The 26903-nt window shown below is 72.9% G+C and carries 28 protein-coding genes; 12 read left to right on the forward strand and 16 right to left on the reverse strand.

Features of this window, described 5'->3' with window-relative positions; all coding sequences use genetic code 11:
* Positions 1-93 precede the first annotated feature (93 nt).
* Positions 94-1170, reverse strand: coding sequence for an NADH:flavin oxidoreductase/NADH oxidase (locus AC6CQV_RS02850; RefSeq protein ID WP_498260207.1), 1077 nt, complete (start codon positions 1168-1170; stop codon positions 94-96).
* A 145-nt stretch (positions 1171-1315) separates the two neighbouring features.
* On the opposite strand from AC6CQV_RS02850, the gene AC6CQV_RS02855 reads away from it, so the two are divergent.
* The 4 genes from AC6CQV_RS02855 (at position 1316) to AC6CQV_RS02870 (ending at position 5052) form a co-directional block, all read left to right on the forward strand.
* Entirely contained in the window at positions 1316-2149 is an 834-nt protein-coding gene (locus tag AC6CQV_RS02855; protein WP_498260208.1) for an NAD(P)H-hydrate dehydratase, read from the forward strand.
* 23 nt (positions 2150-2172) lie between these two features.
* Positions 2173-3423 carry a glycosyltransferase 87 family protein gene (locus AC6CQV_RS02860; RefSeq protein ID WP_498260209.1) on the forward strand — a complete coding sequence of 417 codons (1251 nt, stop codon included), beginning with the start codon at positions 2173-2175 and terminating at the stop codon, positions 3421-3423.
* A 27-nt stretch (positions 3424-3450) separates the two neighbouring features.
* Positions 3451-3783: a thiamine-binding protein gene (locus AC6CQV_RS02865; protein ID WP_060960896.1), complete on the forward strand. Its 333-nt coding sequence runs from the start codon at positions 3451-3453 to the stop codon at positions 3781-3783.
* A gap of 72 nt (positions 3784-3855) precedes the next feature.
* Positions 3856-5052 (forward strand): MFS transporter, encoded by a 1197-nt coding sequence (locus AC6CQV_RS02870; RefSeq protein WP_060960895.1) that lies wholly within the window; start codon positions 3856-3858, stop codon positions 5050-5052.
* A gap of 6 nt (positions 5053-5058) precedes the next feature.
* Here AC6CQV_RS02870 and metX read toward each other — a convergent pair whose 3' ends face one another.
* Positions 5059-6261 (reverse strand): homoserine O-acetyltransferase MetX, encoded by a 1203-nt coding sequence (gene metX / locus AC6CQV_RS02875; protein WP_060960894.1) that lies wholly within the window; start codon positions 6259-6261, stop codon positions 5059-5061.
* 148 nt (positions 6262-6409) lie between these two features.
* Positions 6410-7732: a bifunctional o-acetylhomoserine/o-acetylserine sulfhydrylase gene (locus AC6CQV_RS02880; RefSeq protein WP_060961029.1), complete on the reverse strand. Its 1323-nt coding sequence runs from the start codon at positions 7730-7732 to the stop codon at positions 6410-6412.
* Positions 7733-7894: 162 nt separating this feature from the next.
* Here AC6CQV_RS02880 and AC6CQV_RS02885 point away from each other — a divergent pair, with 162 nt between their 5' ends.
* Positions 7895-8683: an SDR family oxidoreductase gene (locus AC6CQV_RS02885; protein WP_498260210.1), complete on the forward strand. Its 789-nt coding sequence runs from the start codon at positions 7895-7897 to the stop codon at positions 8681-8683.
* 29 nt (positions 8684-8712) lie between these two features.
* Here the strand turns inward: AC6CQV_RS02885 and AC6CQV_RS02890 are convergent, their stop codons facing one another.
* A complete protein-coding gene (locus AC6CQV_RS02890) occupies positions 8713-10215 on the reverse strand; it encodes an MFS transporter (RefSeq protein ID WP_498260211.1) in 1503 nt (500 codons plus the stop codon).
* 60 nt (positions 10216-10275) lie between these two features.
* Between AC6CQV_RS02890 and AC6CQV_RS02895 the strand changes: the two genes are divergently transcribed.
* From AC6CQV_RS02895 to AC6CQV_RS02905, 3 genes are read left to right on the forward strand one after another with little or no spacing between them, the layout of a single operon-like run.
* Entirely contained in the window at positions 10276-10776 is a 501-nt protein-coding gene (locus tag AC6CQV_RS02895; protein ID WP_205283271.1) for a phosphoribosyltransferase, read from the forward strand.
* Positions 10776-11465 (forward strand): uracil-DNA glycosylase, encoded by a 690-nt coding sequence (locus AC6CQV_RS02900; RefSeq protein WP_498260212.1) that lies wholly within the window; start codon positions 10776-10778, stop codon positions 11463-11465. The genes AC6CQV_RS02895 and AC6CQV_RS02900 overlap by 1 nt, the downstream gene beginning before the upstream one ends.
* Before the next feature lie 5 nt (positions 11466-11470).
* A complete protein-coding gene (locus AC6CQV_RS02905) occupies positions 11471-12091 on the forward strand; it encodes a GNAT family N-acetyltransferase (RefSeq protein ID WP_060960891.1) in 621 nt (206 codons plus the stop codon).
* A 209-nt stretch (positions 12092-12300) separates the two neighbouring features.
* Here AC6CQV_RS02905 and AC6CQV_RS02910 read toward each other — a convergent pair whose 3' ends face one another.
* The 8 genes from AC6CQV_RS02910 to AC6CQV_RS02945 all read right to left on the reverse strand — a co-directional run bounded on the left by AC6CQV_RS02910 (position 12301) and on the right by AC6CQV_RS02945 (position 19758).
* Entirely contained in the window at positions 12301-12588 is a 288-nt protein-coding gene (locus AC6CQV_RS02910) for a protealysin inhibitor emfourin (protein ID WP_498260213.1), read from the reverse strand.
* A gap of 25 nt (positions 12589-12613) precedes the next feature.
* Positions 12614-13699, reverse strand: coding sequence for a M4 family metallopeptidase (locus AC6CQV_RS02915; protein WP_498260214.1), 1086 nt, complete (start codon positions 13697-13699; stop codon positions 12614-12616).
* Between the two features lie 19 nt (positions 13700-13718).
* On the reverse strand, positions 13719-14540 hold the full coding sequence (locus tag AC6CQV_RS02920; protein ID WP_498260215.1) for an ABC transporter ATP-binding protein: 822 nt from the start codon (positions 14538-14540) through the stop codon (positions 13719-13721).
* Entirely contained in the window at positions 14537-15325 is a 789-nt protein-coding gene (locus AC6CQV_RS02925; protein WP_498260216.1) for an ATP-binding cassette domain-containing protein, read from the reverse strand. Before AC6CQV_RS02925 ends, AC6CQV_RS02920 begins: the two co-directional genes overlap by 4 nt.
* The gene (locus tag AC6CQV_RS02930; protein WP_101306664.1) at positions 15322-16200 is read right to left on the reverse strand and encodes an ABC transporter permease; all 879 of its coding nucleotides are present in this window, start codon (positions 16198-16200) and stop codon (positions 15322-15324) included. Before AC6CQV_RS02930 ends, AC6CQV_RS02925 begins: the two co-directional genes overlap by 4 nt.
* Positions 16197-17147, reverse strand: a complete 951-nt coding sequence (locus tag AC6CQV_RS02935) for an ABC transporter permease (protein ID WP_061782533.1) — start codon at positions 17145-17147, stop codon at positions 16197-16199. The genes AC6CQV_RS02930 and AC6CQV_RS02935 overlap by 4 nt, the downstream gene beginning before the upstream one ends.
* A complete protein-coding gene (locus tag AC6CQV_RS02940; RefSeq protein WP_191008909.1) occupies positions 17144-18655 on the reverse strand; it encodes an ABC transporter substrate-binding protein in 1512 nt (503 codons plus the stop codon). Before AC6CQV_RS02940 ends, AC6CQV_RS02935 begins: the two co-directional genes overlap by 4 nt.
* A gap of 164 nt (positions 18656-18819) precedes the next feature.
* Positions 18820-19758: an alpha/beta fold hydrolase gene (locus AC6CQV_RS02945; RefSeq protein WP_101306661.1), complete on the reverse strand. Its 939-nt coding sequence runs from the start codon at positions 19756-19758 to the stop codon at positions 18820-18822.
* Between the two features lie 160 nt (positions 19759-19918).
* Here AC6CQV_RS02945 and AC6CQV_RS02950 point away from each other — a divergent pair, with 160 nt between their 5' ends.
* The 3 genes from AC6CQV_RS02950 to AC6CQV_RS02960 are packed head-to-tail and all read left to right on the forward strand — an operon-like array spanning position 19919 to position 21709.
* Positions 19919-20422, forward strand: coding sequence for a carboxymuconolactone decarboxylase family protein (locus AC6CQV_RS02950; RefSeq protein WP_498260217.1), 504 nt, complete (start codon positions 19919-19921; stop codon positions 20420-20422).
* Positions 20419-21129 (forward strand): tyrosine-protein phosphatase, encoded by a 711-nt coding sequence (locus AC6CQV_RS02955; protein WP_498260218.1) that lies wholly within the window; start codon positions 20419-20421, stop codon positions 21127-21129. Before AC6CQV_RS02950 ends, AC6CQV_RS02955 begins: the two co-directional genes overlap by 4 nt.
* Positions 21130-21169: 40 nt before the next feature.
* Entirely contained in the window at positions 21170-21709 is a 540-nt protein-coding gene (locus AC6CQV_RS02960; RefSeq protein ID WP_498260219.1) for an SIP domain-containing protein, read from the forward strand.
* On the opposite strand, the gene AC6CQV_RS02965 is transcribed toward AC6CQV_RS02960, so the two are convergent.
* The 4 genes from AC6CQV_RS02965 to AC6CQV_RS02980 form a co-directional block, all read right to left on the reverse strand.
* Positions 21696-22175, reverse strand: a complete 480-nt coding sequence (locus AC6CQV_RS02965; RefSeq protein WP_498260220.1) for a Fe-S oxidoreductase — start codon at positions 22173-22175, stop codon at positions 21696-21698. The two genes, AC6CQV_RS02960 and AC6CQV_RS02965, sit on opposite strands and share 14 nt — an antisense overlap.
* On the reverse strand, positions 22172-22984 hold the full coding sequence (locus AC6CQV_RS02970) for an arginase family protein (protein WP_498260221.1): 813 nt from the start codon (positions 22982-22984) through the stop codon (positions 22172-22174). Before AC6CQV_RS02970 ends, AC6CQV_RS02965 begins: the two co-directional genes overlap by 4 nt.
* A gap of 76 nt (positions 22985-23060) precedes the next feature.
* Positions 23061-23798 carry a PspA/IM30 family protein gene (locus AC6CQV_RS02975; protein WP_060960880.1) on the reverse strand — a complete coding sequence of 246 codons (738 nt, stop codon included), beginning with the start codon at positions 23796-23798 and terminating at the stop codon, positions 23061-23063.
* A 78-nt stretch (positions 23799-23876) separates the two neighbouring features.
* Positions 23877-25868 (reverse strand): TPM domain-containing protein, encoded by a 1992-nt coding sequence (locus tag AC6CQV_RS02980; protein ID WP_498260222.1) that lies wholly within the window; start codon positions 25866-25868, stop codon positions 23877-23879.
* A gap of 173 nt (positions 25869-26041) precedes the next feature.
* Here AC6CQV_RS02980 and AC6CQV_RS02985 point away from each other — a divergent pair, with 173 nt between their 5' ends.
* Positions 26042-26890 (forward strand): DUF3097 family protein, encoded by an 849-nt coding sequence (locus AC6CQV_RS02985; RefSeq protein ID WP_191008904.1) that lies wholly within the window; start codon positions 26042-26044, stop codon positions 26888-26890.
* The last annotated feature ends 13 nt before the right edge of the window (positions 26891-26903 follow it).

Consider the following 26903-nt stretch of genomic DNA (forward strand, 5'->3'; position numbering starts at 1 on the left):
CGCGGCCCTGCGGGCCTCGCTCGACGACCGGGAGGGATGACCCCCCGGTCGTCGAGCGAGCGGAGCGCGTCGACACGCCCGCGCGCCGCCCGATCAGCGGGCGACGGGGCGGGCGCGCAGGTACTGCGGCGGCCAGAGGCCCGCGTCGGGCTCACCGAGCTCGACCTGCGCGCGCAGCGCGAAGTGCGGGTCGCGCAGCCACTCGCGCCCGGCGAGGATGACGTCGGCGGCGCCGGAGGTGAGGATCTCCTCGGCCTGAGCGCCCGACGAGATCTCGCCGACCGCGCTCACCGCCACGCCGCCCTCGCGGCGCACTTCGGCGGCCAGCGGCACCTGGTAGCCGGGACCGGTGGTGATGCGCTGATGGGCGACGAGCCCGCCGCTGGAGATGTCGAAGAAGTGGGCGCCGCGCGCGGCCGCCCAGGCGGCCACGGTCGCCGTGTGCGCGGCATCCCACCCGCCTTCGGCCCAGTCGGATGCCGAGAACCGCACGAGCAGCGCGGCGTCGGGGGCCGCCGCGTGTACGGCGTCCACGACGCGCAGCAGCAGGCGGGCGCGGTTCTCGAGGGAGCCGCCGTACTCGTCGGTGCGGAGATTGGACAGCGGCGAGAGGAACTGGTGCAGGAGGTAGCCGTGCGCGGCGTGGATCTCGAGCACCTCGAAGCCGGCGGCGACGGCGCGCGCCGCGGCATCCGCGAACGCCTCGACGACGCGGTCGATGCCGGCGGCGTCCAGCGCTTCGGGCGCCTCGAACCCGTCGTAGGCGACGGCGGACGGCGCGACGGTGCTCCAGCCGCCGTCACTCAGGGGGACGGTGCCGCGGCGGCCCGAGAAGGGCGACCACGTCGACGCCTTGCGGCCGGCGTGGGCGAGCTGCACGCCGGGCAGAGCGCCGCGGGAGCGGATCGCGGCGGCGATGGGGGCCCAGGCGTCGCGCTGCTCGTCGTTCCACAGGCCGACGTCCTCCGGTGAGATCCGGCCCTCGGGGACGACGGCGGTCGCCTCGGCGATCACGACGCCGGCACCGCCCGAGGCGAACTGCGCGAGGTGCACGTGGTGCCAGTCGTTCGGCACGCCGTCGGTGGCCGAGTACTGGCACATGGGCGCGACCCACAGGCGGTTGCGCACCGTGCGTCCGGCCAGATCGTAGGGGGTGAACAGCAGGCTCATCGTGACTCTTCGGAGGGGTCGTGGGGTGGGCGTTTCGACTCGGCCTGGCGGCCTCGCTCAACGACCGGGGGTGGGATGGGCGTTTCGACTCGGCCTGGTGGCCTCGCTCAACGACCGGGGGTGGGGCCGGGGTACAGTGGCGGGCATGAGCGCTGCCCGGCCGTGGTCGGCGGCGGAATCCGCCGCCCTCCTCAGGGTGCCAACCGCCGACGACGACAAGTATTCCCGCGGCGTCGTGGGGCTGCGCACCGGATCCGAGGAGTACCCGGGGGCGGCCGTGCTGGGCGTCGAGGCGGCGTGGCGCACGGGTGTGGGCATGGTGCGCTACCTCGGGCCCCGCCGCGCCGCGGACCTCGTGCTGCACCGCCGACCCGAGACGGTCACCGCCGACGGCCGGGTGCAGGCGTGGGTCGTCGGCTCCGGCACGTCCGCGCAGACGCGGACCGCCGCGGAGACCTCCGCCGTCCGGACGCTCCTCGCCGGAGAGGTGCCGGTCGTCGTGGACGCCGGCGCCCTCGATCTCGTGCCGTCCGCGCCGGCCGGCACATCCACCCGCCTCGTGCTCACTCCGCACGATCGCGAGCACACCGCCCTCCGCCGCCGCCTCGGGCGCGACGAGCAGCCCGATCGCGAGGCCGCCGCCGCCGATACCGCGACGGCGACGGGCGCGGTCGTCCTCCTGAAAGGCGGCACGACCCTGATCGCCGCCCCCGGCACGGGCGCCCCCGCCCTGCGCTCGGTCACGTCCGGCGTCGGCTGGCTCGCCACCGCCGGGACGGGCGACGTGCTCGCCGGCGTGCTGGGCGCGCTGCTGTCCGCCTACCCCGACCGACCCGCGGATGCCGCGGCCACCGCCGCCTGGCTGCACGGGCGCGCCGGCGCGCTCGCGTCCGAGCGGCACGGCGGCGGACCGATCGTCGCCCTCGACGTCGCGCACGCCGTGGCATCCGTCGTCGGGCAGCTGGTCTCGGACCGTTGAGCGCGTCTCCTTAGGATGGGGGGATGACGAGGCGGAGCGCACTGTGGGCCGCCTTCGTGATCGTGCACGTCGCCGTGGCCTGGCTCGGCTTCCTCCTGCCGAACGAGCCGATGGGCGACGTCTACCGCGTGTACGAGCCCTGGTCGCTCGGCGCCCTGCAGGGATACGGCATCGTCGGCATCGACCAGTCCTGGGTGTACCCACAGCTGGCCCTGCTGCCCATGCTGCTCGCCCACGCCTTCGCCTGGATCGCCGGCTACACCGTCGCGTGGGCGCTCGTGGTGATCGCCGCGGATGCCGTCGCCTTCGCGGTGCTCATCGGTCGCGCCCGGTCGGCCGGACGCCGGACGGCGGGCTGGTTCTGGCTCTGCTACATCGCACTGCTGGGCCCGGTCGGCCTCTACCGGCTGGACGGGTTCACCGTGGCGCTGGCGGTGCTGGGCTGCCTGTGGCTGCTCGGGCGGCCGTGGCTGGCCTCCGTGCTGCTGGCGGTCGCCACGTGGATGAAGGTGTGGCCCGCCGCTCTGCTCGCCGCCGCGGTCGTGGTGCTGCGTCGGCGGATCGCCCTGATCGGCGGGGCGCTGCTGGTGAGCGCGGCGACCCTCCTCGTCGTCGTCGCCCTCGGGGGCGCGGCGCACGCGTTCGGGTTCATCGGCGATCAGACGTCGCGGGGCCTGCAGGTCGAGGCGCCCATCAGCATGCCCTACCTCTGGGGCGCCCTCCTCGGCATCCCCGGCTTCTCGGTGTACTACGCCCAGGACCTGCTGACCTTCCAGGTCACGGGCACCGAGATCGATCCCGTCATCGCGGCGATGACGCCCGCGCTCATGATCGCGATGCTCGCCGTCGTCGGCCTGGGGGTGGCCGCGGTCATGCGCGGCGCCCGTTACGCGACGCTGTTCCCGACGCTGTCGCTCGCGCTGGTGCTGGGTTTCATCGTCTTCAACAAGGTCGGCTCGCCGCAGTACCTGTGCTGGCTCGTGCCCTCCCTGGTCGTCGGTCTGGTCATCGATCGCCGGCGATGGTCGGCCCCGGCATCCGTGGCCCTCTTCGCCGCGCTGCTGACCCAGCTCGTCTACCCGCTGACCTACAACGGCATCCTGTATCCGCAGGTGGTGCCGGTGAGCCTGCTGACCCTGCGCAACCTCGTGCTCGTCGCGATGTTCGTCTGGATGCTGGTCCGGCTCGTCGCGGTCGTGCGGGCGCCCACCGGGCCGGCACGGGCTGCCCGAGCCGCCGCCCTCGAGACGCCCACCGTGCGCAGCCTGCCCTGACCGCTCACCCCGATCGAAGGAGTCCCCATGCTCGTCGCGTTCTCCGTCGCCCCCAGCGGCGCATCCTCGCAGCCGACCGCGTCCGCGGACGGCTCGGTCCACGACGCCGTCGCCGCGGCGGTGAAGGTGGTGCGGGAGTCCGGCCTGCCGCACCGGACGACCTCGATGTTCACGGAGATCGAGGGGGAGTGGGACGAGGTGTTCGCGGTCGTGAAGGCGGCGACGGATGCCGTGATGCCGTTCGGCTCGCGCGTCTCGCTGGTGCTCAAGGCCGACATCCGGCCCGGGCGCACCGGTGAGATCGACGGGAAGATCGAGCGGCTAGAGACGGCCATCGCGGCGCTCGACGACCCGTCCTAGGCCGGCCTTGACGCTGTCGGCAACCGGTAGCATGACCGGGTGATCTCCTCGACACCGTCGAGGGGTGCGGCGATGTGGGCGCTCCTCTCTCTCGCCGTCGGCTCGTTCGGCATCGGCATGACCGAGTTCGTCGTCATGGGCCTGCTGCCCGACATCGCCGCCGACCTGCTGCCCGCCACGTGGGCGGCCTCGCCCGAGGATGCCGTCGCGCACGCCGGCTGGCTCATCACGCTGTACGCGCTCGGGGTGGTCATCGGCGCGCCGACGATCGCCGGCGCCGTCGCGAAGTACCCGCGACACCGCGTCATGCTGGCGCTCGCCGCCGCGCTGACGGTCGGCAACGCGCTGACCCTGGTGGCGCCGACGTTCGAGCTGGTCGCGGCATCCCGCGTGCTGGCCGGGCTGCCGCACGGCGCGTACTTCGGCATCGGCGCGCTCGTCGCCGCCGACGTCATGGGTCCGGGCAACCGCGCGAAGGGCGTCGCGTTCGTGCTCACCGGGCTCACGGTCGCGAACGTCGTGGGTGTGCCGCTCGGGACCTTCCTCGGGCAGAGCTTCGGCTGGCGCGTCGCCTTCCTCGTCGTCGCACTCATCTTCGCGCTCGCCGCCGTGATGATCGCCCTGACCGTGCCCGCCCACGCGGGGGATCCCGGCCGCACGCTCCGCGCCGAGCTGGGCGCGCTGCGCATCGGCCAGGTGTGGCTGACCCTCGGGGTCGGCGCGATCGGCTTCGGCGGCTTCTTCGCGGCCTACAGCTATGTCGCCTCGATCGTGACCGAGGTCGCCGGCGCGCCGAGCGCCGTGGTCCCCGTCATCCTCATCGTCATGGGCCTCGGGATGACGATCGGCAACCTGGTCGGCGGCCACCTCGCCGATCGCGACCTGAAGCGCACGATGCTGGGCGGCCTCGCCGCCCTGGTCGTGGTGCAGGTGCTCCTCGCGCTGAGCGCGGGGCTGCTGCTCACCCTCGGGGTGTTCATCTTCCTCGTCGGCTTCGTGTCGTCGGTGCTCAGCCCGTCGATCCAGACGCGGCTCATGGACGTCGCCGGCGACAACCAGTCGATCGCCGCGGCGCTGAACCACTCGGCGCTGAACATCGGCAACGCGAGCGGGGCGTTCCTCGGCGGCGTCGTGATCGCCGCGGGGTTCGGCTTCGTCGCGCCGGTCTGGGTGGGCGCGCTGCTCGCGGCATCCGGGCTCGTGCTAGCCCTGGTCAGCTTCGGGATCGAGGCGCGCGCGACGCGCCGTGCCGTGCACCCGGCCGGCTGAGCCGTATCAGTCCTGCAGCAGTCGCCGCAGATGTGCTCCCACCGCGGGCGTCTCGATGAGGAAGCCGTCGTGGCCGAAGTCGCTCGACAGCACGATCGCGCCGTCGTCGATCGTCGTGCGGATGCCTCGTGCGATCCGGTGCTGACCGTCGATCGGGAACAGCCGGTCGCTGTCGATGCCGAGCACGAGGGTGCGGGCGGTGACCCGGGCGAGGGCGTCCTCGACACCGCCGCGATCACGACCGACGTCGTGCGAGTTCATCGCCTCGACGAGCGTGATGTAGGTGTTCGCGTCGAAGCGGCGCGTGAACTTGTTGCCGTGGAAGTCGAGATAGCTCTCCACGGCGAACCGGCCGCCGTGCCCGAGCGGACTCTTTCCCGACTGCCACGAGCGCTGGAAGCGCTGGTTCAGCTCGGTGGGGCTGCGGTAGTTCAGCAGTGCCATGCGGCGGGCCAGGGCGAGACCGCGGTGCGGGCCGTCGCCGTCGGGCGCGTCGTAGTACTCGCCGTCCGCGAAGCGGGGGTCCATCTGGATGGCCTCCAGCTGCACGCCGTTGAGGGCGATCTGGTCGGCCGTGGTCGTCGGCGGCGAGGAGAGGACCGCCAGCCGGCGCACCCGCTCGGGGAGGCCGACACCCCACTCCAGGGCGTGCATCCCGCCCATCGAGCCGCCGATCACCGCTGCCCACACCGGGATTCCCAGGCTGTCGGCGAGGAGCACCTGCGCGGCGACCTGGTCGCGGATCGTGAGGTACGGGAAGCGTCCCGCCCACTCGTAGCCGTCGGGTGCGATCGAGGACGGGCCCGTCGAGCCCTGGCATCCGCCGAGCATGTTGGGCGCCACGACGAACCAGCGGTCGGTGTCGATGGCAGCGCCGGGACCGACGATGTCGTCCCACCAGCCCGCGGTGGGGTGGCCGGGGCCGGCCGCGCCGCGCACATGGCTGTCGCCGGTCAGCGCGTGCAGCACGAGCACGGCGTTGTCGCGGTCGGGGGACAGCTCGCCCCAGGTCTCGTAGGCGAGTCGGATGCCGGGCAGCTCCCGACCGCCTTCCGTCGTGAACGCGCCGAACGCGGCGAAGCGGCGCTCGCCGGCCGGATCGCCGTCGCGCCAGGCGCCCGTCGCCGGGGGACGTCCGCGCAGGAGACGCGCGTCGGCCTCCGTGATCGGCGCGCTCGGCACCGTGTCCTCGGAGGTCTGCCAGTCCATACGCTCCATTCTCCCGGCTCGCCCGGCGCGCGAACCGACTGTTACGCCGGGCGGGGCCCACACGCACGAACTCCGCAGTCGATCGCGTGACCGGCTGCGGAGTTCGCGGCATCCTGCGGTGCTCGCGCGCCGCGGGAGGGGAGTGGGCTCAGGCGCGGGCGGCCTCGGAGACCTTGCGCGCGGCGGCGAGGGCCTGCGCGAGGTCGGCCTTGAGGTCCTCGACGTTCTCCAGACCCACCGACAGGCGCACGAGGCCGGGGGTCACACCCGTCGTGAGCTGCTGCTCGGGCGTGAGCTGCGAGTGCGTCGTGGATGCCGGGTGGATGACGAGCGAGCGCACGTCGCCGATGTTCGCGAGGTGGCTGAACAGCTCGAGCGCGTTGACGAACTCACGGCCGGCCTCCACGCCCCCCTTCAGCTCGAACGACAGCACCGCGCCGACACCCTTCGGGGCGTAGCGGTTCGCGGCGGCGTACCAGGGCGAGGTGGGCAGGCCCGAGTAGTTCACCGAGGCGATGTCGTCGTGGTTCTCCAGCCACTCCGCGATCTCCTGCGCATTCTGCACGTGACGCTCGATGCGCAGCGACAGGGTCTCGATGCCCTGGATGAGCAGCCACGCGCTCTGCGGCGAGATGGCGGCACCCAGGTCGCGCAGCAGCTGCACGCGGGCCTTGATGACGTAGGCCAGGCCGTCGCCGACCGCCTGCGTGTAGACCGCGCCGTGGTAGGAGGGGTCGGGGGTGGTCAGGCCCGGGAAGCGGTCGGCGTGCTCCGACCACGGGAAGGTGCCGCCGTCGACGATCGCGCCGCCGATGACGGTGCCGTGACCGCCGAGGAACTTGGTGGCCGAGTGCACGACGATGTCGGCGCCGTGCTCGAACGGGCGGATGAGGTACGGGGTCGCGATCGTGTTGTCGACGATGAGCGGCACCCCGGCCTCGTGCGCGACGTCGGCGACGGTGCGGATGTCGAGGACGTTGATCTGCGGGTTGCCGATCGTCTCCGCGAAGAACAGCTTCGTGTTCGGGCGGACGGCGCGGCGCCACTCCTCGGGGTCGTCCTGGTTCTCGACGAACGTGACCTCGATGCCGAGCTTGCCCAGCGTGTACTTGAACAGGTTGTAGGTGCCGCCGTAGATCGAGCTCGACGAGACGATGTGGTCGCCCGCCTCGGCGATGTTGAGCACCGCGAAGGTCTCCGCAGCCTGACCCGATGCGACGAGGAGGGCGCCGGTGCCGCCCTCGAGCGCGGCGATGCGCTGCTCGACGACATCCTGCGTGGGGTTCTGGATGCGGGTGTAGATGTTGCCGAACTCGGCCAGCGCGAAGAGGTTCGCGGCGTGGTCGGCGTTGTCGAACACGTAGGAGGTGGTCTGGTAGATCGGGGTGGCGCGCGCCTTCGTGACCGGATCGGGCTGGGCGCCCGCGTGGATCTGCGTGGTCTCGAAGCGCCAGTTCTCGGATGCGGACATGTCGGGCTCCATCGGGGTATCGGGAAGTGGAGGGGTGCCGGGACGGACGCCGCGGCCACCACCGAGAGTAGGGATCGGCGTCGTTGTCAACAACGGGTGGGAAATGTGACGTAACGAATTCGGCTCCCGACGGCATCCGGCACCGTGACGTAGCGTGGGGGCATGACTTCGCAGCAGGGGACCAGACGAGCCGTGGTGACGGGTGCGAGCTCGGGGATCGGAGCCGCCACGGTGCGGGCCCTCCGGGCGAGCGGGTGGGAGGTCGTGGGCGTCGCGCGCCGCGCCGAGCGCCTTGCCGCCCTCGACGCCGAGGTCGGCTCCGCGTCGTTCGCGGCGGACCTCTCGAACGCGGCGGACGTCGCCGCGCTCGTCGAGCACCTGGCCGCCACCGGCCCGCTGCACGCGCTCGTCCACGTCGCGGGCGGCGCGCGCGGCACCGACCGGGTCGAGGACGGCGATCCCGCCGACTGGCGGTGGATGTTCGAGGCCAACGTACTGTCGGCCCAGCTGGTGACCGCCGCGGTGCTGCCGCTGCTGCGTGCGGCGATCGGCGCCGGCGGCCACGCCGACACCCTGTACGTGACCTCGACGGCCGCCCAGACGGCGTATCCCGGCGGCGCCGGCTACAACGCCGCGAAGGCGGGCGAGGCGATGCTCGTGCACGCCCTCCGCCTCGAGCTCAACGGCGAGCCGATCCGGGTGACGGAGATCGCGCCGGGGATGGTCTACACCGAGGAGTTCACGCTCAACCGGCTCGGCGGCGACCGGGCCACCGCCGAGAAGGTCTACGAGGGCGTCGAGAATCCGCTCGTCGCGGACGACGTCGCCGACGTGATCGCCTACGCGCTGAACGCGCCCGGGCACGTCAACCTCGACCTCGTGACGATGCGGCCCGTCGCCCAGTCCGCGCAGCACCTGCTCGCGCGCGGGCGCCTCCGCCCGCGCGGCTGACCCCGCGACGCGCCCGCCGCGGCGACGCGTCAGGAGGCGGGAGCGTCGGAGAAGGCCACCTTCGGGACGAACACGAGCAGCAGGGCCGCGAGGAAGCCGCCGCCGGCGCAGATCGCCCACACCGTGAGGTAGCCGCCGAGGGAGGCCGCGGTCTGGCTGGCCACGGCGCCGGCGCCGGCGGCGAGCACCACACCGAACACGGCCGACGAGAACGAGCCGCCGATGGTCTTGGTCGTGTTGGTCAACGCCGTCGCGATGCCCGTCTGCCCGCGCGGGGCGGCGGCGGCCGCGGCCGCCGGGAGCGCCCCGACGAGCGCACCGCAGCCGAGACCGGCGATCGAGAGGTTCAGCAGCACCTGCCACAGCTCGAGGTGGAACGGCAGGAAGAGGAGATACCCCACGCCCACCAGCAGGGAGGCCCCGATCAGCACGATCCGCGGGCTCGCCCGCCGCGACGTGATCGCGAACAGCACGGCTCCCACGATCAGCGACACCAGGTACACGCCGATGATGTTCGAGCGCTCCGTGGCATCCAGGCCGAGGCCGTACCCGATCGAGGGATCGGTGCCGGCATACGTCGACAGCGGTCCCTGGGCGCCGAGGAGGCTGATCCCGATGAGGAACGCGGTGGCCTGCACGGGCCACATCTCCGGTCGCCGCAGCACGCGGATGTCGACGGCGGGGTCGTCCTGGCGCAGTTCGTAGCGCACGAACCAGACGAGCACGCCCGCGCCCGCGACCAGCAGCGCCACGACCCAGAACCAGGCGCCGGAGCCGAGTGCGAGCTCGCCGATCATGCGCATCCAGGCGAGCCCGCCCGTGATCAGCAGGAGCGCCCAGGCGAGCAGCACGAACCCCCAGGTGTCGAGGCGTCGTCCGCCCTCGGGGACGGACTCGGGGACGCCGACCCAGATGACGAGGGCGACGACCGTCACGGCGATCGCCGGCACGACCAGCGTGGCGGTGAGGTTCTGCCCGGTCGCCGCGAAGATGCGCCCCGCGGCGAGGGCGCCGATGATCGCTCCCGCCTGCAGCCCGACGACGAGCAGGCCCGCGGCGCGGCGGGTCGTGGACACGCCCCGCTGCTGGACGCGTCCGCGCTCGAAGATGAGCGCGATCTCCAGCGGCAGCCAGACGACGTAGAAGCCCTGCAGCGCCCAGGCGATCAGGAAGCTCCAGAACGAGGTCGCGAACACGAGCCACCACGTCGCCCCGGCAGTGAGGATCGCGGCGATCAGCAGGATGCGCTTGTGCCCGTACATGTCGCCGAGCTTGGCGAGCACCGGGACGACCAGTGCCGACAACAGCAGCTGCGCCGCCTCGAACCAGTTGACGTCCGAATCGTGGATGCCGAGGGAGACGACGATGTCGCTGAACAGCGGCACGTAGTAGCCCTGCAGGATGCCGCTGACGATCTCCACCAGGATGAACCAGCCGATCAGGCCGGCGGTGATGCCGAGGCCGGCGGGGAGCCGGGCGGAGCGGGCGCGGGAGGTCTTCGCCGTCGAAGAGCCTGCAGTGGGGGAGGTCACGGCGTTCACTCTAGCCACGCGTGACGGCGGGCGGCGGCACCGACGCCTAGGCTGAATGCCGTGACCAGCGAGCGCGAAGTGTTGACATGGGACGGTTTCGGCGAGGCGACCCGGGCGCTGTCCCGATCGATCGTGGCGGACGGGTTCGTGCCCGACGTCGTGGTGGCGATCGCGCGCGGCGGGCTGCTGCCCGGCGGCGCCATCGCGTACGGCCTCGGCGTGAAGAGCTGCGGCGCGCTGAACGTGGAGTTCTACACGGGCATCGGCACGGTGCTCGAGGCGCCGGCGCTGCTGCCGCCCGACCTCGACCTCGGCTACCTGCCGGGCAAGCGCGTGCTGCTCGTCGACGACGTCGCCGACAGCGGACGCACGCTGGCGCTCGCCGTGAAGATGCTGCGCGACGCGGATGCCGATGTGCGCTCGGTCTGCATCTACACGAAGCCCGGCAGCGTCGCCCGGCCCGACTACTCCTGGCGTGAGACCGACCGCTGGATCGACTTCCCGTGGTCGGCCGCCGGCTCCGTCATCGAGGAGGATGCCGGCGCGGAGGCGAGCGCCTGATGGCGATGACGCTCGATGAGCTGGCCGGTGCCGGGCTCATCGACGCGGACTGGGCGTCCGCGCTCGCGCCGGTCGCCCCGGACATCGCCGCCCTCGGCGAGCGGCTGCGCGCCGAGACGGCCGCCGGTCGCCCCTACCTGCCCGCGGGCGACAAGGTGCTCCGCGCGTTCGCGCGCCCCCTGTCCGCGGTGAAGGTCCTCATCGTGGGCCAGGACCCGTACCCGACGCCCGGTCACCCGATCGGCCTGTCGTTCGCCGTCGACGCGCACGTGCGGCCCCTGCCGCGGAGCCTCGCGAACATCTACCAGGAGCTCGAAGCCGACCTCGGCATCCCGAGAGCGCCGCACGGCGACCTCTCCGCCTGGAGCGACCAGGGCGTCATGCTGCTCAACCGCGTGCTGACGGTGGCGCCCGGAGCTCCCGCGTCGCATCGCGGGTGGGGGTGGGAGAAGGTGACCGAGCACGCCATCCGCACGCTGGTGGCCCGCGAACGCCCGCTTGTGGCGGTGCTGTGGGGGCGGGATGCCGCGAACCTGCGGCCGCTGCTCGCGGAGACCCCGATCGTCGAATCGGCTCATCCCTCACCGCTGTCGGCCAGCCGGGGCTTCTTCGGCTCGCGGCCGTTCTCGCGCGTCAACGAGCTGCTGGCGCAGCAGGGTGCGTCCGCCGTGGACTGGCGCCTAGGCTGAGCGTCATGCTGGAGGAGGAGTACGAGAAGACGCGACGGCGGCTGCCGGCGCATCTGCGGCGCGCCGAGCAGGAACGACCGTTCGCGTACGAGATCCGTCCCGTGCGCGATGCCGACATCCCCGACATCCGCGAGATCTACAACCACTACGTGACGAACTCCGTCGTGACCTTCGACGAGAAGAAGTGGACGCTCGCGCAGTGGCGCGAGAAGGTCGCGCACCTGTCGCGGCTGGGCATGCCGTTCCTGGTGGCGCAGTCGCCGAGCGGGCAGATCCTCGGCTACGCGCTCGTGCAGCCCATGTCCGCCAAGTCCGCGTATCGCTACAGCGTCGAGAACTCCATCTACCTGGGGCAGGCGGCCACCGGGAAGGGGCTGGGGCGTGCGCTGCTCGAAGCGCTCATCGCGGCGAGCGAGGCCGCCGGCATCCACCAGATGGTCGCCGTCATCAGCGACAAGGGTGCCGAGTCGTCGATCGCCCTCCACGAGAAGCTCGGCTTCGTCGAGGTCGGGCGGATGGGCCGGGTCGGCTTCAAGTTCGGTCGCTGGCTGGGCACCATCTACCTGCAGAAGCAGCTGTCTCCCGTCAAGAAGAAGCGCTCGCTGTTCTCGCGATCCGAGCGCTGACCGGCCGCCGACGCCCGCCGGCCGTCGCCCGCGGAGGCGCCACCCCGCCCCTGCTCGCGGAGGCGCCGTGACGAACGCCGGACTTCTCGGCCGCCCCCGAGGGATCCTCCGCGGTATCCGGGCGGCCTCGCCGGCCACCGCGCGGATTGTCCGACGCTCGTCACGGGGGCACAGCCCGGCGAGGCAGGCCGAGCCGGGCGGGGTCGGGCTCAGCCCGCGGATCCGCGCGCGCGGACGGCGTCGAGCAGCTCGCGCCACGCGCCGCGCGCCTGGTCCTCGCCGATGACGGCGCGGTGACGTCGACCGCGCAGGTCGGCGTCGATCGTCCAGGTGAAGCGATCGGCGCCGTCGGCCGGTGGGGGATCGGATGCCGTGGCCTCCCACGGGCAGCGCCCGACGAGTGCGATCCAGGTCGCGGACTCGTGCGAGGGAGCGCTCACGCTCCAGCGGCGGGTGAGCCCCGCGAACCCGCCGGAGCGGGTGACGCTCAGGAACACCTCCGGCTCGCCCTGCTCGGCAGGGTCAGACGTCGGGCCTGGATCGGGGTGATTCGTCACGGGCGGTCACGCCGACGGCGTTCCACGCGGTGCGGACGGCCTCGGCTTCCTCCGAGTCCTCACCGTACTCCCGCTCGGCGGTCGCCGTCGTGGCCGCCGCGAAGGTCGCGAAGTCGGCCGTGCGCGACAGCGAGCCCGAGGTGACGGTCGTGTACCAGATGCGTCCGGCGCGCTCCCACGCGAAGCCGCCGAGGGCGGTGGCGACGAGGTGGAACGCCTTGTTGGGGATGCCCGAGTTGATGTGGACGCCGCCGTTGTCCTCGGCGGTGTCGACGTAGTCGCGCATGTGGGCGGGCTGCGGGTCGCGGCCGAGCACGTCGTCGTCGTACGCCGTGCCCGGTGCGCTCAGCGAGCGCAGGGCGACGCCCTGGACGGCGTCCGTGAAGATCCCGGCGCCGATCAGCCACGTCGCGTCGGCGGCGCTCTGGCGGCGGAGGTGCTGCTCCGTGAGGGCGCCGAAGACGTCGGCCACCGATTCGTTGAGCGCGCCGGACTGTCCGCGGTAGTCGAGACCGCCGCCGTGCTCGATCACGCCGTGGCCCAGCTCGTGCCCGATGACGCTGATCGACCCGGTGAAGCCGCGGAACACCTCGCCGTCGCCGTCGCCGAAGACCATCCGTTCGCCGTTCCAGAACGCGTTGTCGTAGCGATCGCCGTAGTGCACGGTCGCCTCGAGGGTGCCGCCCGCGCCGTCGATCGACCGCCGGGAGAACGCATCCCAGAACAGCTCGAAGCTCGCCCCGAGCCCGTCGAACGCCTCGTCGACCGCCGGGTCGCCCGAGGCCGGGTCGTCCTCGCCGCGCACGCGCACGCCGGGCAGCTGCTCGCGGTGCTGCGCGTCGGAGATCACGCGGTCGGGGGCGGGCTCGCCGCTCACGACGAGCGCATCGCCGTCGACCGAGAGGTCGAGCCGAGCGCGATCGGGACGCGACGGATGGTAGGTGCGCACGATCGCGAGCGTCGCCCGGGCGGCCTCCGCTGCGGCCTCGAGGTGAGGAGCCTGCGCGGCGGCGAGGCGGGACAGCAGGTACGGGGGGACGATGGCCGGCATGGCGTCACCCTACGCCCGGCTACCGACGCCCGTCTGCGTCCCGCGGCGGGTCGATCACCGGGATCGATGCGAGCAGACGCCGCGTGTAGGCGACCTGCGGGGCGAGGAGCACCTTCTCCGTCGGGCCCTCCTCGACGATCCGCCCGTCCTTCATGACGATGACCTCGTCGCACAGGTTCTGCACCACGCCGATGTCGTGCGAGACCATCACGAGGGTGAGCCGCTCGCTCTCGCGCAGCGCGCGCAGCAGCTCGAGGATCTGCGCACGCACGGTGACGTCGAGGGCCGACAGCGGCTCGTCGCCGACGAGGATGCGCGGACGGTGCACGATCGCGCGGGCGAGGGCGACGCGCTGACGCTGGCCGCCGGAGAACTCGTGCGGGTAGCGGTCGGCCATCTCCGCTTCCAGCCCGACCGCCTCCAGCACCTCCCGCACCCGGGCGCGTCGGTCGCCCGGGATGCCGAGCGCCCACAGGGGCTCGCCCACGATCCGGCCGACGCTCATGCGCGGGTCGAGCGACGCGTAGGGGTCCTGGAAGACGATCCCCGTCTCACGGCGCAACCAATGCAGCGAGCGGGCGGATGCGCCGGCGTCGACGCGGCGACCGGCGACCGTGACGGTGCCCGTCGAGGGGCGGTCGAGTCCGAGCAGGATGCGCACGAGGGTCGACTTGCCGGAGCCGGACTCGCCGATGATGCCCACGGCCGATCCCTCGAAGACGTCGATGTCGGCGTCGTCGAGCGCCGTCGTCCACCGCGCCGGCTCGAGCAGTCGGGTGCCGCGCTGGCGGAAGCGGCGGCTCAGCCCGCGTCCGCTGAGCAGGGGCGAGGCGTCGCTCACGAGATCCCTCCCGGGCGCCACAGGGTGGCGGTCGCGTCGCGCAGGAGTCCCTGCGTGACGGGGGATGCCGGTGCGGTGAGCAGACGGGAGAGCGGTCCGTGCTCGATGACCCGTCCCTCGTCGAGCACGACCGCGTGGGTGGCGATCTGCGAGAGCACCGCGAGGTCGTGGGTGATGAACACGAGCGACATCCCGTCGCGGGTGACGAGACCCGCCAGCAGGTCGAGCACCTCCGCCTGGATCGTCACGTCCAGCGCCGTGGTGGGCTCGTCCGCGATGAGCAGCCGGGGGCGGCAGGCCAGGGCCATCGCGATGGCGACGCGCTGTCGCTGACCGCCGGAGAGCTGGTGCGGATAGCGCCGCACGATCTGCGCCGGCTCGGGCAGGCGCACCCGCTCTGCCTCCGCGATCGCGCGCACCGCGGCATCCCGGCGTCCGAGGCCCTCGTGGATGCGCACCGACTCGGCGATCTGACGCCCGACGGTGCGGATGGGGTTGAGGGCGGTGCGCGGCTCCTGGAACACGATGCCGATCTCGTCGCCGCGCAGCCGCGCGAGCTCGCGGTCGGGGAGGCCGATCAGCTCGCGGTCGTCCCAGCGGATGCTGCCCGACGCCGTCGCGGCGTCCGGCAGGAGGCCGAGCACCGCGAGGGCGGTGAGCGACTTGCCCGAGCCGGACTCGCCGATCAGTCCCACGCGAGCGCCGTCGGACACGTCGAAGGAGACGCCGTCGACGACACGACGGCCGTCGATCTCGATCACGAGGTCGCGCACCACCAGGCTCATGCGATCACCGCCGGGGTATGCGTCTGCGCGGCCGTGCGACGCCGCGACAGGGTGGGGTCGGTCGCCTCGCGCAGGGCGTCGCCGAGCAGGTTGAGTCCGAGGACGGTGATGGTGATCGCCAGACCCGGCCAGACCACGCTGAGCGGATGCACCGAGATGTACTGCTGGAGGTCCTTGAGCAGCAGTCCCCAGCTCGGCTCGGTGAGCGGCGCGCCGAAGCCGAGGTAGCTGAGTCCGGCCTCGGCGAGGACGGCGACCGCCATGCCCCACGACAGCTGCACGATGAACACGGGCGCGACGTTGGGCAGCAGATGCCGGTACAGGTTCTGGAACGGGGTGAGTCCGGCCGCGCGACCGGCGAGGACGAAGTCGCTGTGCAGCACACGCCGCAGCTCCGGGCGCGTGACGCGCGCGATGTTGACGCCGAAACCGATGCCGACCGACACGATCACCACCCAGAGCGAGCCGCCCCACACCGACGAGATCATCATGGCGATCAGCAGGACCGGGAAGGCGATCAGGATGTCCACGAGCACGGCCACCGTCTCGCGCAGCCAGCGGGCGGTCAGCGAGCCCAGCGCCGCGAGGGCGACGCCGATCACCGTCGCGACGAGCCCGGCGCCCAGCGCGACCCAGACGGTCGTGCGCGCCCCGGCCATCAGCAGGCTCAGGATGTCGCGGCCCGAGCCGTCCGTGCCGAGCAGATGCGGCCAGCCCGGGGGAGCCCACCGTCCGTCGACGTCGACGGTCTGCGGATCGAAGGGCAGCCAGAACCGCGCGACGAGCGCCACGACCCCGATCGCGAGGACCACCACGAGACCGAAGCGTCCCGTCGACAGCGACCAGAGCCGGCGCAGCCACTCGAGCCTTCTCATTCCGCCTCCCGCTGTCGGGGGTCGATGACCCGGTGGACGAGGTCGACGGCGAACCCGACCACGAGGACGAACCCGGTCAGCACGAGCAGTTCGCCCTGCACCTTCAGGAGATCGCGCTTGCCGACGTCCTCCACCAGCATCCGTCCGATGCCGGGGAGGCTGAACAGCTGCTCGATGACGACGGCGCCGACGATGATGCCCGCGACCTGCAGCCCGAGCACCGTGATGATGGACAGCCCGACCGTGGGCAGGCCGTGGCGCAGGAGCGCCTGGGTGCGGGTGAGGCCCTTCGCGGCCGCGGTGCGGACGAAGTCCTGCCCCGTGGCCTGCAGGGTGGCCGAGCGGACGAAGCGCATCAGCATCGCACCCTCGACCACGCCGATCGTGATCGCCGGCAGCAGCAGGGCGCGGACGGCGGATGCGGGGTCGCTCCATCCTGCGCGGGGGAACCCCTGCGCGGGCAGCCAGCCGAGCCAGACCGCGAAGACGAGGACGAGCATCATGCCCGCCCACACGACCGGCACCGCCGCGACGGCCTGGGCGCCCACCGACAGCGCCGTGCCGTCGGGGCGTCCGCGGCGCATCGCCGACACGACGCCGAAGGGGAGGGCGATCACGAGCGCCACCGTCATGGCCATCAGCCCCAGCGGGATGGTGACCTGGGCCTTCTCGGCCAGCTGCGCCCCGACCGGCGCCCCGGTCAGCAGCGACTGCCCGAGGTCGCCGCGCAGCACCCCGCCGATCCAGGCGAGGTACTGCACGGGCAGCGGCTGGCCGAGGCCGAGGCGCTCGCGGATCGCGGCGACCTGCTCCGGACTCGAGTCGATCCCGGCGATGAGCTGCGCCACATCGCCGGGAAGGACCCGCAGCGTGAGGAAGATCAGCGCACTGGCGACGAACAGGCCCAGCAGGAGCAGGGCCAGTCGCGTCAGTACGTAGCGGATCACCCCTTGCTCTTGGCCAGTTCGGCGAGGTCGATGCGCTCGTTGACGTTGATCGAGGGGAAGCCGCTCACGTTGGTGGCGACCGCGACGACCGAGGCGCCGTTGTACAGCCAGTCGGCGGCCTGGTCGTCGGCGACGATCTTCGCGGCCTTCTTCAGCAGGTCGGCGGAGGTCTGCTCGTCGGTCGCGCTGAGCGACTGCTGGTAGAGCTTCTGCACCTCGGCGTTGTCGTAGGTGAAGTAGTAGTCCGGGTTCGCCCAGTTCTCGAAGTCACGCGCCTCGGTGTGCAGGACGAAGCTGAGGTCGTAGTTCTTGTTGATGTAGACGTCGTTGAGCCACGTCGGGAACTCGACGGCCTTCACCTTGAGCGTGATGCCCACGTCGTTGAGGTTCGACACGAGGATCTGCGACACCGTCGTCCCGTAGAACGAGGGGATCGTGAGGGTCAGCGTGAGATCGCTCACGCCCGCCTCCGCGAGCAGCTTCTTCGCGGCATCCGGATCGAACGGCGCCGTCGACGAGAGGTCCTCGTAGCCGGGGTCGAGCTCGGGGATGGGACCGTAGAGGGTCTGGCCCGCACCCAGCGCCTTCACGATGGCGTCGTGGTCGATGGCCTGGCGGATGGCCTGGCGCACGCGCTTGTCGGACAGCGGGGCCTTCGTCGCATTCATCGCGAGCGTGCCCTTGTCGGTGGACTTGCCGAGCACGAGCGCGAAGTCGCCGTTCGCCTCGACCTGGTCCTTGAGGTTCGCGTCGAAGCCGGTGACGACGTCGAGCTCGTGGGCGAGAGCGCCGTTGAGGGCCGCCTGGTTGTCGGGGATGTAGTCGAAGACGACCTCCTTCGCCTTGGCCTTGTCGCCCCAGTAGGCGTCGTTGCGGTCGAAGGTGATCGAATCGCCCTGCTTCCAGTTCGCGAGGGTGAACGGACCGGTGCCGTTGGCCTTCGTCTTGCGGTCGGTGGTGTCGTCCTTCTTCAGGACGAGGCCGGCGCGACCGGTGAGGTTCCACAGCAGGCTCGAGTCGGGCTCGCTGAGGGTGAGGACGATGTCCTGGCCGTTCGCGGCGATCGTCTGCACGCGTGCGAGGCGCTCGGAGTCGCGGTAGGCGGCGTTGTCCTTCACCTGCTGGAGCGACCAGACGACGTCCTCGGGCGTGAGGGGCGAGCCGTCGTGGAAGCTCACCCCCTCGCGGAGGGTGAAGGTGTAGGTGAGGCCGTCGCCGGAGACGTCGTAGCTGCTGGCCAGCGCCGGCTCGATCTGCTGGTCGGGCGTGCGGGAGACGAGCCCCTGGTACACGTTGTCGATGAGGATCTGGTCGAGCGCGGCGCCGGCCGTCTCACGGATGTCGAGGTTGCTCGGCTCGGAGACCAGGCGCACCGTCACGACGGCGTCGGGGTCGGGCGTGACCGCGGAGGCCGAGGTGTCGGGGGCGGCGCCGCCGGAGCAGGCGCTGAGCAGCAGGGCGCCGGCCGCGATGAGCGCGGCCGCGGCGACGGAGGTGCGGCGAAGCATGTGAGAGGTGTCCTTTCGGGGGCGCGGGCATGCGCCGGTGCTGTGCGCAGCGGCCCGCGGACTCTTGTGCGCGTTACAGCCTAGGCTTTGCCGGGCCCGTCGCGGTCATCGATCGTCGCAGCCCGGACACGGCGCGTCATGCAGCGCGTCGGGCCGGCCCCGCCTCAACCGCGGGCGACCTGTGCGATCAGTCGCGCCAGCTCGACCGGCTGCTCCTCCTGGACGTTGTGGCCCGAGACGATGTCGACGACGGATGCCGCGGGCAGGCGGCGCCGGAACTCGTCGGCATCCGCCGGCGTCACGAACCCGCGGGTGCCGCGTACGAGCGTGATCGGCGCGGCGACGGCCGCGAGGTCGTCCCAGCCGCTCGCCGTCAGCGCGCCGCGCAGAGCGGCCTGCTGGGCGGCGGCGCTCGCGGCGGCATCCGGGTCGCCGGCGAGCGCGTTCGCGAGGTGGGCGAAGTGGTGCTTCCACTCGATGCGGCCGTCCGCGCGGATGCGCGAGTTCAGCGTGACGCCGCGCGTCGCGGCCTCGCGCGACCCGCCGAGGCCGAAGGCGAGGGCGCGTTCGACGAGCTCCTCGCGGCTCGCCCAGTCGGTGGGCCCCGCGAAGAAGGCCGCGATCTGGGCGGCGTCGCCGTTGGGGTCGATGCCGGGAGTGATGTCGACGACGATCAGCTCGCGCACGAGGTCGGGGTGCGCCGCGGCGAGGGCCGCGCCGGTGAGGCCGCCGAGCGACTGCCCGACCAGCACCTGCGCGGCCGGTGCCCAGGCGGCGATCGCGGGGGCGATGTCGGCGGCCAGCACGCCGCCCGCGTACGTCGCGTCCGCCCGCCACGACGAGTCGCCGTGGCCGGGCAGGTCCACGGCCAGCGCCGGGAGCCCGAGGGCGAGCACCGTCGTGTCCCACGTGTGGGCGTTCAGGCCCGCGCCGTGCAGGAGGGTGACCTGCGGGGGAGCGAAGGCTCCGGTGGTCGGATCGCCGTAGTGGAGCGCGCTCACCGTGCGACCGTCCGGCAGCGTGTGGGTCAGCCGGCGGACCGGAGGCGGGGCGTCGATGCCGAGCTCCGCGGCCTGGGCCGCGAGGAAGGAGAACTCATCCATCCCGCCATTCTCCCCTCTCTCTCCCTCCCCCTCTCCCACCCACCCCACCCCGCGAGCCGCCACGGCACGGACGAGCCGCTATGGCCTGGGCGGTGCGCGCGATGGCGGCTCGCACGTGGGGTAGCGGTTCGCGGGTGAGGGGGCGTCCTAGGCTGGGCGCATGAGCAGCGAGCGTCGCGTCCACCTGTCCCGGTCCGCCCGTCCCGCCTACGACGCGCTGGAGGCCTTCTCCCAGACGGTCGGCACCATCGCGGCCGACGCGGGGATCGACGCGCGGCTGCGGGAGCTCGTGCTCATCCATGCCTCGCAGCTCAACGGCTGCGCCTACTGCGTGCGGGTGCACGTCGACCGCGGCGTGGCGGCGGGACTGACCGCCGACGACATCGCGCAGTTGGCGACGTGGCGCAAGTCGGGGGTCTTCTCGGCCCGTGAACGCGCCGCTCTCGAGCTCGCCGAGTGCTACGTCTTCATCCACGAGGAAGGCGTGCCGGACGAGGTCTACGACCGCGTGGGCGGCATCCTCTCCGAGCCGGAGTACGTCGCGATCAGCTGGCTCCTCGTCTCGATCAACGCGTTCAACCGCATCACGATCGCCGGGGCGTACCCCGTCCCGCCGCGCGGGGGCGAGGCGGCGGCCGCAGCAGCGGGGAGCGGCACCGCATGACGCTGGTGCCCGGAGCGCTCAACTTCCGCGACGTCGGCGGGCTGCCGGCGGGCTCGGGTGCGACGAGGCCGCGGGTGCTCTTCCGCTCCGGCAACCTCGCTCGGTTGACCGGCGAGGGATGCCGCGCGCTCGCCGATCTCGGCGTGCGCCGGATCGTGGATCTGCGCGCCGACGACGAGGTCGCCACCGAGCCGAGTCGCGTCGACGGCCTCGACCTCGAGACGGTCCGCATCCCGCTGTTCGTCGGATCGGTCGGATCCTTCTTCGCGGAGGACAGGTCGCTCGCGCAGATGTACCGCGAGCTGGTGGACGGCTCGGCGCCGCAGCTCGTGGAGGCCGCGCGTGCCGTCCTGGGCGCGCAGCCCGTGCTCGTGCACTGCACGGTGGGCAAGGACCGCACGGGCGTGACGATCGCGTTGCTGCTGGCGGCGGCGGGCGTCGACGAGGATGCGATCGTCGACGACTACGCCCGGACGGAGGCGCTGCTGCCGCCGGAGCGGAACGGGCGCGTGCTGGCGTATCTGCGCACCCTGCATCCCGACGCGCGCCATCTCGACGACCTCGTGACGCGTTCGCCGGCCACGGTCATGCGGGATCTCCTCGCCGATGTGCGCGGCCGCTACGGCGGCGCCGCCGACTACCTGCGCGCCCACGGACTGACGGAGGGCGAGGTGGCGGCCCTGCGCACGCACCTCATCGCAGAATGAGGTAAGGCTCCCCTTAACAGGGCGTATGATGGGGGTCATCATGACTTCCCTCGCGACACGTGCCGTGCACGACTCGACCGCCTGCAAGGCGTCGCGTCACGCGCGCGTGCAGCACCTCATCACGGCCGACGAGAACGCGCTCGCCGAGCTGGAGGCGCTCATCGCGACCCTGCCGATCTGCTCGACCGGCCGCGTCTTCGTCGAGGTTCCCGACGCGTCGTGGATCGCTCCGATCACCGTGCCCGCCCGGATGGTGCTCACGTGGCTCGATCGATCGGCGCGCAGCGGCGAGCCGGGCACGGGCCGGGCATGCGCCCCGGGGCAGGCGCTGAGCCGCGCCGTCACCGCCTGGGCCGACGAGATGCTCTGCGACGACGCCGTCTCCGACGAGAGCGCGGCGGACGACACCGACGGGCTTCGGCCCGCGTCGGATGCCGCATGCGTCGACGGCACGCGCATCCACCTGCTCGGGGGCTTCCTCGGCACCGCCGACATCTTCGATCACCTCACCGAGCGTCTGGGCATCGCCGCCGCGGCGGTGAACACGCCCGCTCGCTTCGGGCTCGTCAGCTCCCGCTGACCCGCGCGCCCTTCGTCGACGAGCCGCGTGGCACGTAGTTGCCCTCCTCCAGCCCGGCGAGGATCTCGAAGCGATTCGTCAGCGGATCCCGACCGGCCACGGCGTACAGCAGCGGCATGAGGAAGCCGTAGCGGCGCCACTGGCGCGCGTGAACGGCCTCGTGCCGCAGCACCGCGTCGCCGATGTGCGGCGAGTCGGTGAGGAAACACCCGCCCACGCACACGCCGCCGCGACCGAACGTCCAGGAGGGCATCCCGGTGAAGACCCAGAGCCCGCCCCGGCGCTCGATGCGGCCCGTCGACCACAGCGTCCCCCAGACCCAGCCCACGGCCGTGCCCCACCAGTAGCCGACGCGGCTCACCGGCGAGTCGAGGAGGAAGCCGGGGATCAGCGCGTCCAGGCGTCGCCCGCGCGCCACGGCCCGAGCGGCGCGGGCCTGCCAGCCGAGGGGCGGAGTGGCGATCACGCGAGCGCGCCGACCACGCGGAGGATCGTCCCGAGGTCGTCGACGGCCGCCGCGGGCGAGGCCGGTGCGAACCCGGAGAGCGACGCGCCCGCGAGCGGGAAGCGCGACCGCACCGCGCCGATCGCGGCGGTCAGCTGGGCGAGCGTGAGCCCGAAGGGGACCGGACGGGAGACACCCGCGAGCACCGCCGGGTCGAGCACGTCGAGATCGACGTGGATGTACACGGCCTGCGCGCCGGTGGCCGCCACCGCGTCCACGAGCGCGTTCGCCTCGGCGGCGGCATCCGCGTCGACGACGCGCACCGCGCTGGTGTCCAGGAACGCGCGTTCCGGCTCGTCGAGCTCGCGGGTGCCGACCAGCACGGTGCGATCCTCCGCGACGGCGCCGCCGCCCGGGAGCGCGGAGGTCGCCACGACCGCACGGAGCGCCATCCCGGCGAACGCGCCGGAGGGCGAGGTGGTCGGGGTGTGGAGGTCGCCGTGCGCGTCGAACCACACGACGGCGAGGTCGGTGTGCGTCCGGGCGGCGTGCGCGATCGCGGGAAGGGCCACGCCGCAGTCGCCGCCGATGACGAGGGCGGGCTCGTCGCCGGTCGCCAGGGCGGCGCCGACGGCCTCCGCGACGCGGTTCAGGGCGCTGAAACGGCGGATGCCCGTCTCGAGCTCTTCGCCGGCCTCCGCCGGGACCTCGACGCGCGTCGTCGCGGCGCGCGGGAGGTCGCCCGCGATCGCCTCGGCACCGTCGACGAGCAGCATCGCCCGCGCGGCGGGCGAGCCCTGCCACTGCGGCACCACCAGGAAGCGTGTCATGCGGTCATCCTTCCGTCGCCGCGGGCCGTCCCGGGGCTCCCGCGTCGGGCGGGGCCCCGGAACGTGCGCGCCGTTCCTACTGCTCGAGCGCCGCCGTGGGGCTGCCGCCGCTCTTGAGCGCGGCCAGCCGCGCCTCGACCTCGGTGAGCTCGCCGACGTCCTCGAGCTCGTTGAACTGGGCGTCGAGGCTGGATGCCGCCAGCTCCGCCTTGCCGGCGGCGAGCGCCTCCTGGCGACGGACCTTGTCTTCGAAGCGTCCGAGCTCGCTCGTGGGGTCGAGCACGTCGATCGACTTGACGGCGTCGTGCACCTTGTTCTGCGCCTCGGCGGTCTTCGCGCGCGCCAGCAGCTCGCTGCGCTTCGCCTTGAGCTGCTCGAGCTTCTGCTTCATGCCGTTGAGGCCGTCCTTGAGCTTGTCGACGACCTCCGTCTGGGAGGCGATCGTCGGCTGGACGGCCTTGGCCTCGTTCTCCTCGCTGATCTGGCGCTGCAGGGCGATCTTGGCGAGGTTGTCGAACTTGTCGGCATCCGCGGCGTTGCCGGCCGCGCGCAGCTCGTCGGCCTTGCGGCTGGCGGCGAGGGCCTTGTTGCCCCATTCCGCGGCGGCACGGACGTCCTCTTCGTGGTCGCGCTCGAGCAGGCGCAGGTTTCCGATGGTCTCAGCGATGGCGGACTCGGCGTCGGCGATCGAGTTGGTGTAGTCGCGCACCAGCTGGTCGAGCATCTTCTGCGGGTCTTCGGCGGAATCGAGCATCGCGTTGATGTTCGCCTTCACGAGAGTCGAGATGCGGCCGAAGATGGACTGCTTTGCCATCGGTTTTCCTTTCCTAGCGGGAAACTGCGGGGACTGCGAGGTCAGTGGTGGTGGGCGGGAGAAGGGCGGGATGCCGGCTCAGAAACGGCCCCCTCCGCGTCGGGACCGGCTTCCGGCCCCGCCGAAGCCGCCGGGGGAGATGCTGCCGCCGCGGCTGCCGGACGAGCCTCCGAAACCGCCTCGGCGACCGCCGCCGCCGAGGAGCGAGTTGATGACGATCCCGCCGAGGATCGCGCCCATCATGTCGCCCGATCCGTTGCCGCGCGCCGCGGGGGCCGTGCCGCCGAACATGCCGCCCTGGAACACGCCCACGTCGTTCTGCGCGGCGCGCAGCGCCTGCGTCGCGAGGTCGTGGGCGCGCTGCGCGGCGGCGAGGGCCTGGGCGGGGTCGGACTGCTGCAGCTGGCGCGCCTGGACGAGGGAGGCGCCGGCCTCGGCGAGTCGCGTGCGCGCCTCGGCGCCCACGGCCCCGCGGCGCGAGCCGATGAAGTCCTCGGCGGCGGAGATCTCGCCCTGCGCCTGGGCCAGGAGGCCACCGAGCTGCTGGGCGGCGCGCGCGGCCTGCTGCTGTGCGTCGCGGACGCCCGCCAGCAGGGCGTCGATCTGCGCGTTCGCCCGATCGAGCTCGTCGCGCGCGAACAGGGGTCGCTTCGCCGTGCCCGTGATCAGGGCGCGGGCGGCATCCACCTGGGCCCGTGTCGCCGCGATGACCGGTGCGATCCGTCCGTCCGGATCGGGCAGGGCGCTCGCCGCGGCGATGTCGGTCTCGAGGTCGGCGATGAGGGCGGCGGCGTCCGTCTCGGCCTGCGCGAGGTCGGCGCCGAGGCGACCGACCGCGTCCTGCAGCACCTGCGCCTGCGAGACCGCGTCCTCGGCCGCCCGGATGCTCACGGCCGCGGCGCCGCCGTTGCCGGCGCCGATCTGCTGCTGAGCGGTGGTCAGCAGGGTGTCGGCGAACGCGAGCCGCTGCTGCGCCTGCTCGGGATTGTCCGCGATCGGGGCGAGGGCGAGCGGGTCGTAGGTCGTGCGGAGGGCGGCGAGGGCCGAGGCGGCGGCCTCGTGCGCGCCGCCCACCGTGGCGCGCAGCTGCTGGAGGCGGGCCAGCGCCTCGGGCGCGTTCTGCTCGAGCTTGCGCAGCTCGTCGAAGGCGGCGGCCTTCTCGTCGAGCTGGGCGTTCGCGGCGTCGCACAGCTCGACGATGCGCGCGTTCCACGCCCGCGCGTCGGATTCGCTGTCGGGCGTCGCGTCGTCCAGCCTCTGCTTGAGCGAGAACGCCTCGTCCAGCTTCGACTTCGCGTCGGCGAGTGCCGCGGCGAACTCGCGGGCGGCGTCGTCGCCGAACTGCGCGCGGGCGAAGCCGAGCTCCTGCTCGCTCGTCTTGACCGCATCGTCGGTCTGCACGAGAGCCGACGACGCGCGGCGGGCGAGGTCTTCGAGGCTGACCGGCGGCGGCGCCCCCGGCGTCGCGCCCTGCGGACCGCGGCGCCGCGACCGGACGACGATCCACACGACGAGCACGGCGAGGGCCAGCAGGACCACGATGAGCAGGATCGGCACGATGCCGCCGGCACCTCCCGCCGAGGTGCCTCCCGAGCCCCCCGCGATCGCGTCGGCCAGCCCGTCGGCGGCGGCGGTCGCGGCGCCGACCCAGTCGCCGGAGCTGAGCGCGGGCTGTACCCGCTGCTGCTCGATCGTGGTGAGCTCGTCGCCGGTGACCGGCCCCGCGGAATACCCCGACAGGTAGTACTGCCGGCCGTCGGTGGAGATCGCGAGCAGGTACTGGTGCGGGCCGAGACCGTTGTTCTGAGCCGTCTGGTTCGCCCACTCCTCGGGGGAGGACGGGTCGGTGAACTGCGGGACGTAGGCGACCCACAGGTCCACTCCCGAGCTGGCCGTCAGGGCGCGCAAGCGCGTGTCGACCTCCGACACCTGGGCCCCGGAGAGCACCCCGGACTGGTCGACGACGCGCGAGGAGCTCAGGGCGACGGGGCTCGTCGCCACCGCTGCCGCCGCACCGCCGAGGACGATCGCCGCTGCCGCCGTCAGAGCCAGCCACAGACGCGCACGCATGCGTGATCCTCCCTGCGCGAGGCGCGGGTCCCTCGCTCCCTCCCTTCGATCCTATGCCCCGCGCGGCATGGCACGATAGGCGGGCCGACGGGATGCTGCGGGTCTGCGCGGACGCGGCCCGTCGTCCCGCCCGGCGGGAGTCGGCCCGGTAGGGTGTCGGCTTCGGAGGAACCATGATCGACGACGGATTCGGCCCCGACCGGTACGGAGCGGACGTGCTCGCCGCGGGATGGCGCGACGCCGGTCGCGCCGTCGTCCCGCGCGTCGAAGCCACTGCCGACCTGGTGGTGGAGGTGGCCGGCGACGGGTTCTGCGGAGCCGTCACCGGCATCCAGTCCGGCCACGTCGAGCTGGAGGATCGGCGCGGACGGCGCCGACTGTTCCCGCTCGGCGGAGGCTTCCTGATCGACGGCGCCGCCGTCGTGCTCGAGCCCCCGCGGCGCACGGCGACCGGGCCGCGGCGCACGGCGTCGGGCTCCTTCGCCGCCGACACCGCGCGGGCGCGGGTCGCGCGCGCCTCCCGCATCCTCGTCGAGGGCCGCCACGACGCCGAGCTGGTCGAGAAGGTGTGGGGCGACGACCTGCGCGTGGAGGGCGTGGTCGTCGAGTACCTCCAGGGCGTCGACCTCCTCGAATCCGTGCTGCGCGACGAGCCGCCCGGGCCGGGACGGCGCTACGGCGTGCTCGTCGACCACCTCGTGCCGGGCTCGAAGGAGTCGCGCATCGCCGACGCGGTCGCGCGCGGGCCCCACGGCGCGCACGTGCGCATCGTCGGGCACCCCCACATCGACGTGTGGCAGTGCGTCCTGCCGCGTGCGCTCGGCATCGCGTCCTGGCCGGAGGTGCCGCGCGGCATCGAGTGGAAGGTCGGCGTGAGCCGGGCGCTCGGCTGGCCCGCGCACGACCAGGCCGACATCGCACGGACGTGGCAGCGCATCCTCGGCTCCGTGCACAGCTACCGCGACCTCGACCCGGCCCTGCTCGGGCGCGTCGAGGAGCTCATCGACTTCGTCACCACCTGACGGCGCGGCGTCC

Source organism: Microbacterium sp. EG9, assembly GCF_059759475.1.

What these genes read in the sequence shown, in the direction of transcription:
- AC6CQV_RS02955 (WP_498260218.1), top strand. Translation starts at nt 20,419, where the DNA reads ATGACGCTGGTGCCCGGAGCGCTCAACTTCCGCGACGTCGGCGGGCTG.
- AC6CQV_RS02940 (WP_191008909.1), bottom strand. Translation starts at nt 18,655, where the DNA reads ATGCTTCGCCGCACCTCCGTCGCCGCGGCCGCGCTCATCGCGGCCGGC.
- AC6CQV_RS02865 (WP_060960896.1), top strand. Translation starts at nt 3,451, where the DNA reads ATGCTCGTCGCGTTCTCCGTCGCCCCCAGCGGCGCATCCTCGCAGCCG.
- AC6CQV_RS02925 (WP_498260216.1), bottom strand. Translation starts at nt 15,325, where the DNA reads ATGAGCCTGGTGGTGCGCGACCTCGTGATCGAGATCGACGGCCGTCGT.
- AC6CQV_RS02900 (WP_498260212.1), top strand. Translation starts at nt 10,776, where the DNA reads ATGGCGATGACGCTCGATGAGCTGGCCGGTGCCGGGCTCATCGACGCG.
- AC6CQV_RS02945 (WP_101306661.1), bottom strand. Translation starts at nt 19,758, where the DNA reads ATGGATGAGTTCTCCTTCCTCGCGGCCCAGGCCGCGGAGCTCGGCATC.
- AC6CQV_RS02880 (WP_060961029.1), bottom strand. Translation starts at nt 7,732, where the DNA reads ATGTCCGCATCCGAGAACTGGCGCTTCGAGACCACGCAGATCCACGCG.
- AC6CQV_RS02985 (WP_191008904.1), top strand. Translation starts at nt 26,042, where the DNA reads ATGATCGACGACGGATTCGGCCCCGACCGGTACGGAGCGGACGTGCTC.
- AC6CQV_RS02915 (WP_498260214.1), bottom strand. Translation starts at nt 13,699, where the DNA reads ATGCCGGCCATCGTCCCCCCGTACCTGCTGTCCCGCCTCGCCGCCGCG.
- metX (WP_060960894.1), bottom strand. Translation starts at nt 6,261, where the DNA reads ATGGACTGGCAGACCTCCGAGGACACGGTGCCGAGCGCGCCGATCACG.
- AC6CQV_RS02885 (WP_498260210.1), top strand. Translation starts at nt 7,895, where the DNA reads ATGACTTCGCAGCAGGGGACCAGACGAGCCGTGGTGACGGGTGCGAGC.
- AC6CQV_RS02905 (WP_060960891.1), top strand. Translation starts at nt 11,471, where the DNA reads ATGCTGGAGGAGGAGTACGAGAAGACGCGACGGCGGCTGCCGGCGCAT.
- AC6CQV_RS02950 (WP_498260217.1), top strand. Translation starts at nt 19,919, where the DNA reads ATGAGCAGCGAGCGTCGCGTCCACCTGTCCCGGTCCGCCCGTCCCGCC.
- AC6CQV_RS02855 (WP_498260208.1), top strand. Translation starts at nt 1,316, where the DNA reads ATGAGCGCTGCCCGGCCGTGGTCGGCGGCGGAATCCGCCGCCCTCCTC.
- AC6CQV_RS02975 (WP_060960880.1), bottom strand. Translation starts at nt 23,798, where the DNA reads ATGGCAAAGCAGTCCATCTTCGGCCGCATCTCGACTCTCGTGAAGGCG.
- AC6CQV_RS02980 (WP_498260222.1), bottom strand. Translation starts at nt 25,868, where the DNA reads ATGCGTGCGCGTCTGTGGCTGGCTCTGACGGCGGCAGCGGCGATCGTC.
- AC6CQV_RS02850 (WP_498260207.1), bottom strand. Translation starts at nt 1,170, where the DNA reads ATGAGCCTGCTGTTCACCCCCTACGATCTGGCCGGACGCACGGTGCGC.
- AC6CQV_RS02960 (WP_498260219.1), top strand. Translation starts at nt 21,170, where the DNA reads ATGACTTCCCTCGCGACACGTGCCGTGCACGACTCGACCGCCTGCAAG.
- AC6CQV_RS02860 (WP_498260209.1), top strand. Translation starts at nt 2,173, where the DNA reads ATGACGAGGCGGAGCGCACTGTGGGCCGCCTTCGTGATCGTGCACGTC.
- AC6CQV_RS02870 (WP_060960895.1), top strand. Translation starts at nt 3,856, where the DNA reads ATGTGGGCGCTCCTCTCTCTCGCCGTCGGCTCGTTCGGCATCGGCATG.
- AC6CQV_RS02970 (WP_498260221.1), bottom strand. Translation starts at nt 22,984, where the DNA reads ATGACACGCTTCCTGGTGGTGCCGCAGTGGCAGGGCTCGCCCGCCGCG.
- AC6CQV_RS02930 (WP_101306664.1), bottom strand. Translation starts at nt 16,200, where the DNA reads ATGAGAAGGCTCGAGTGGCTGCGCCGGCTCTGGTCGCTGTCGACGGGA.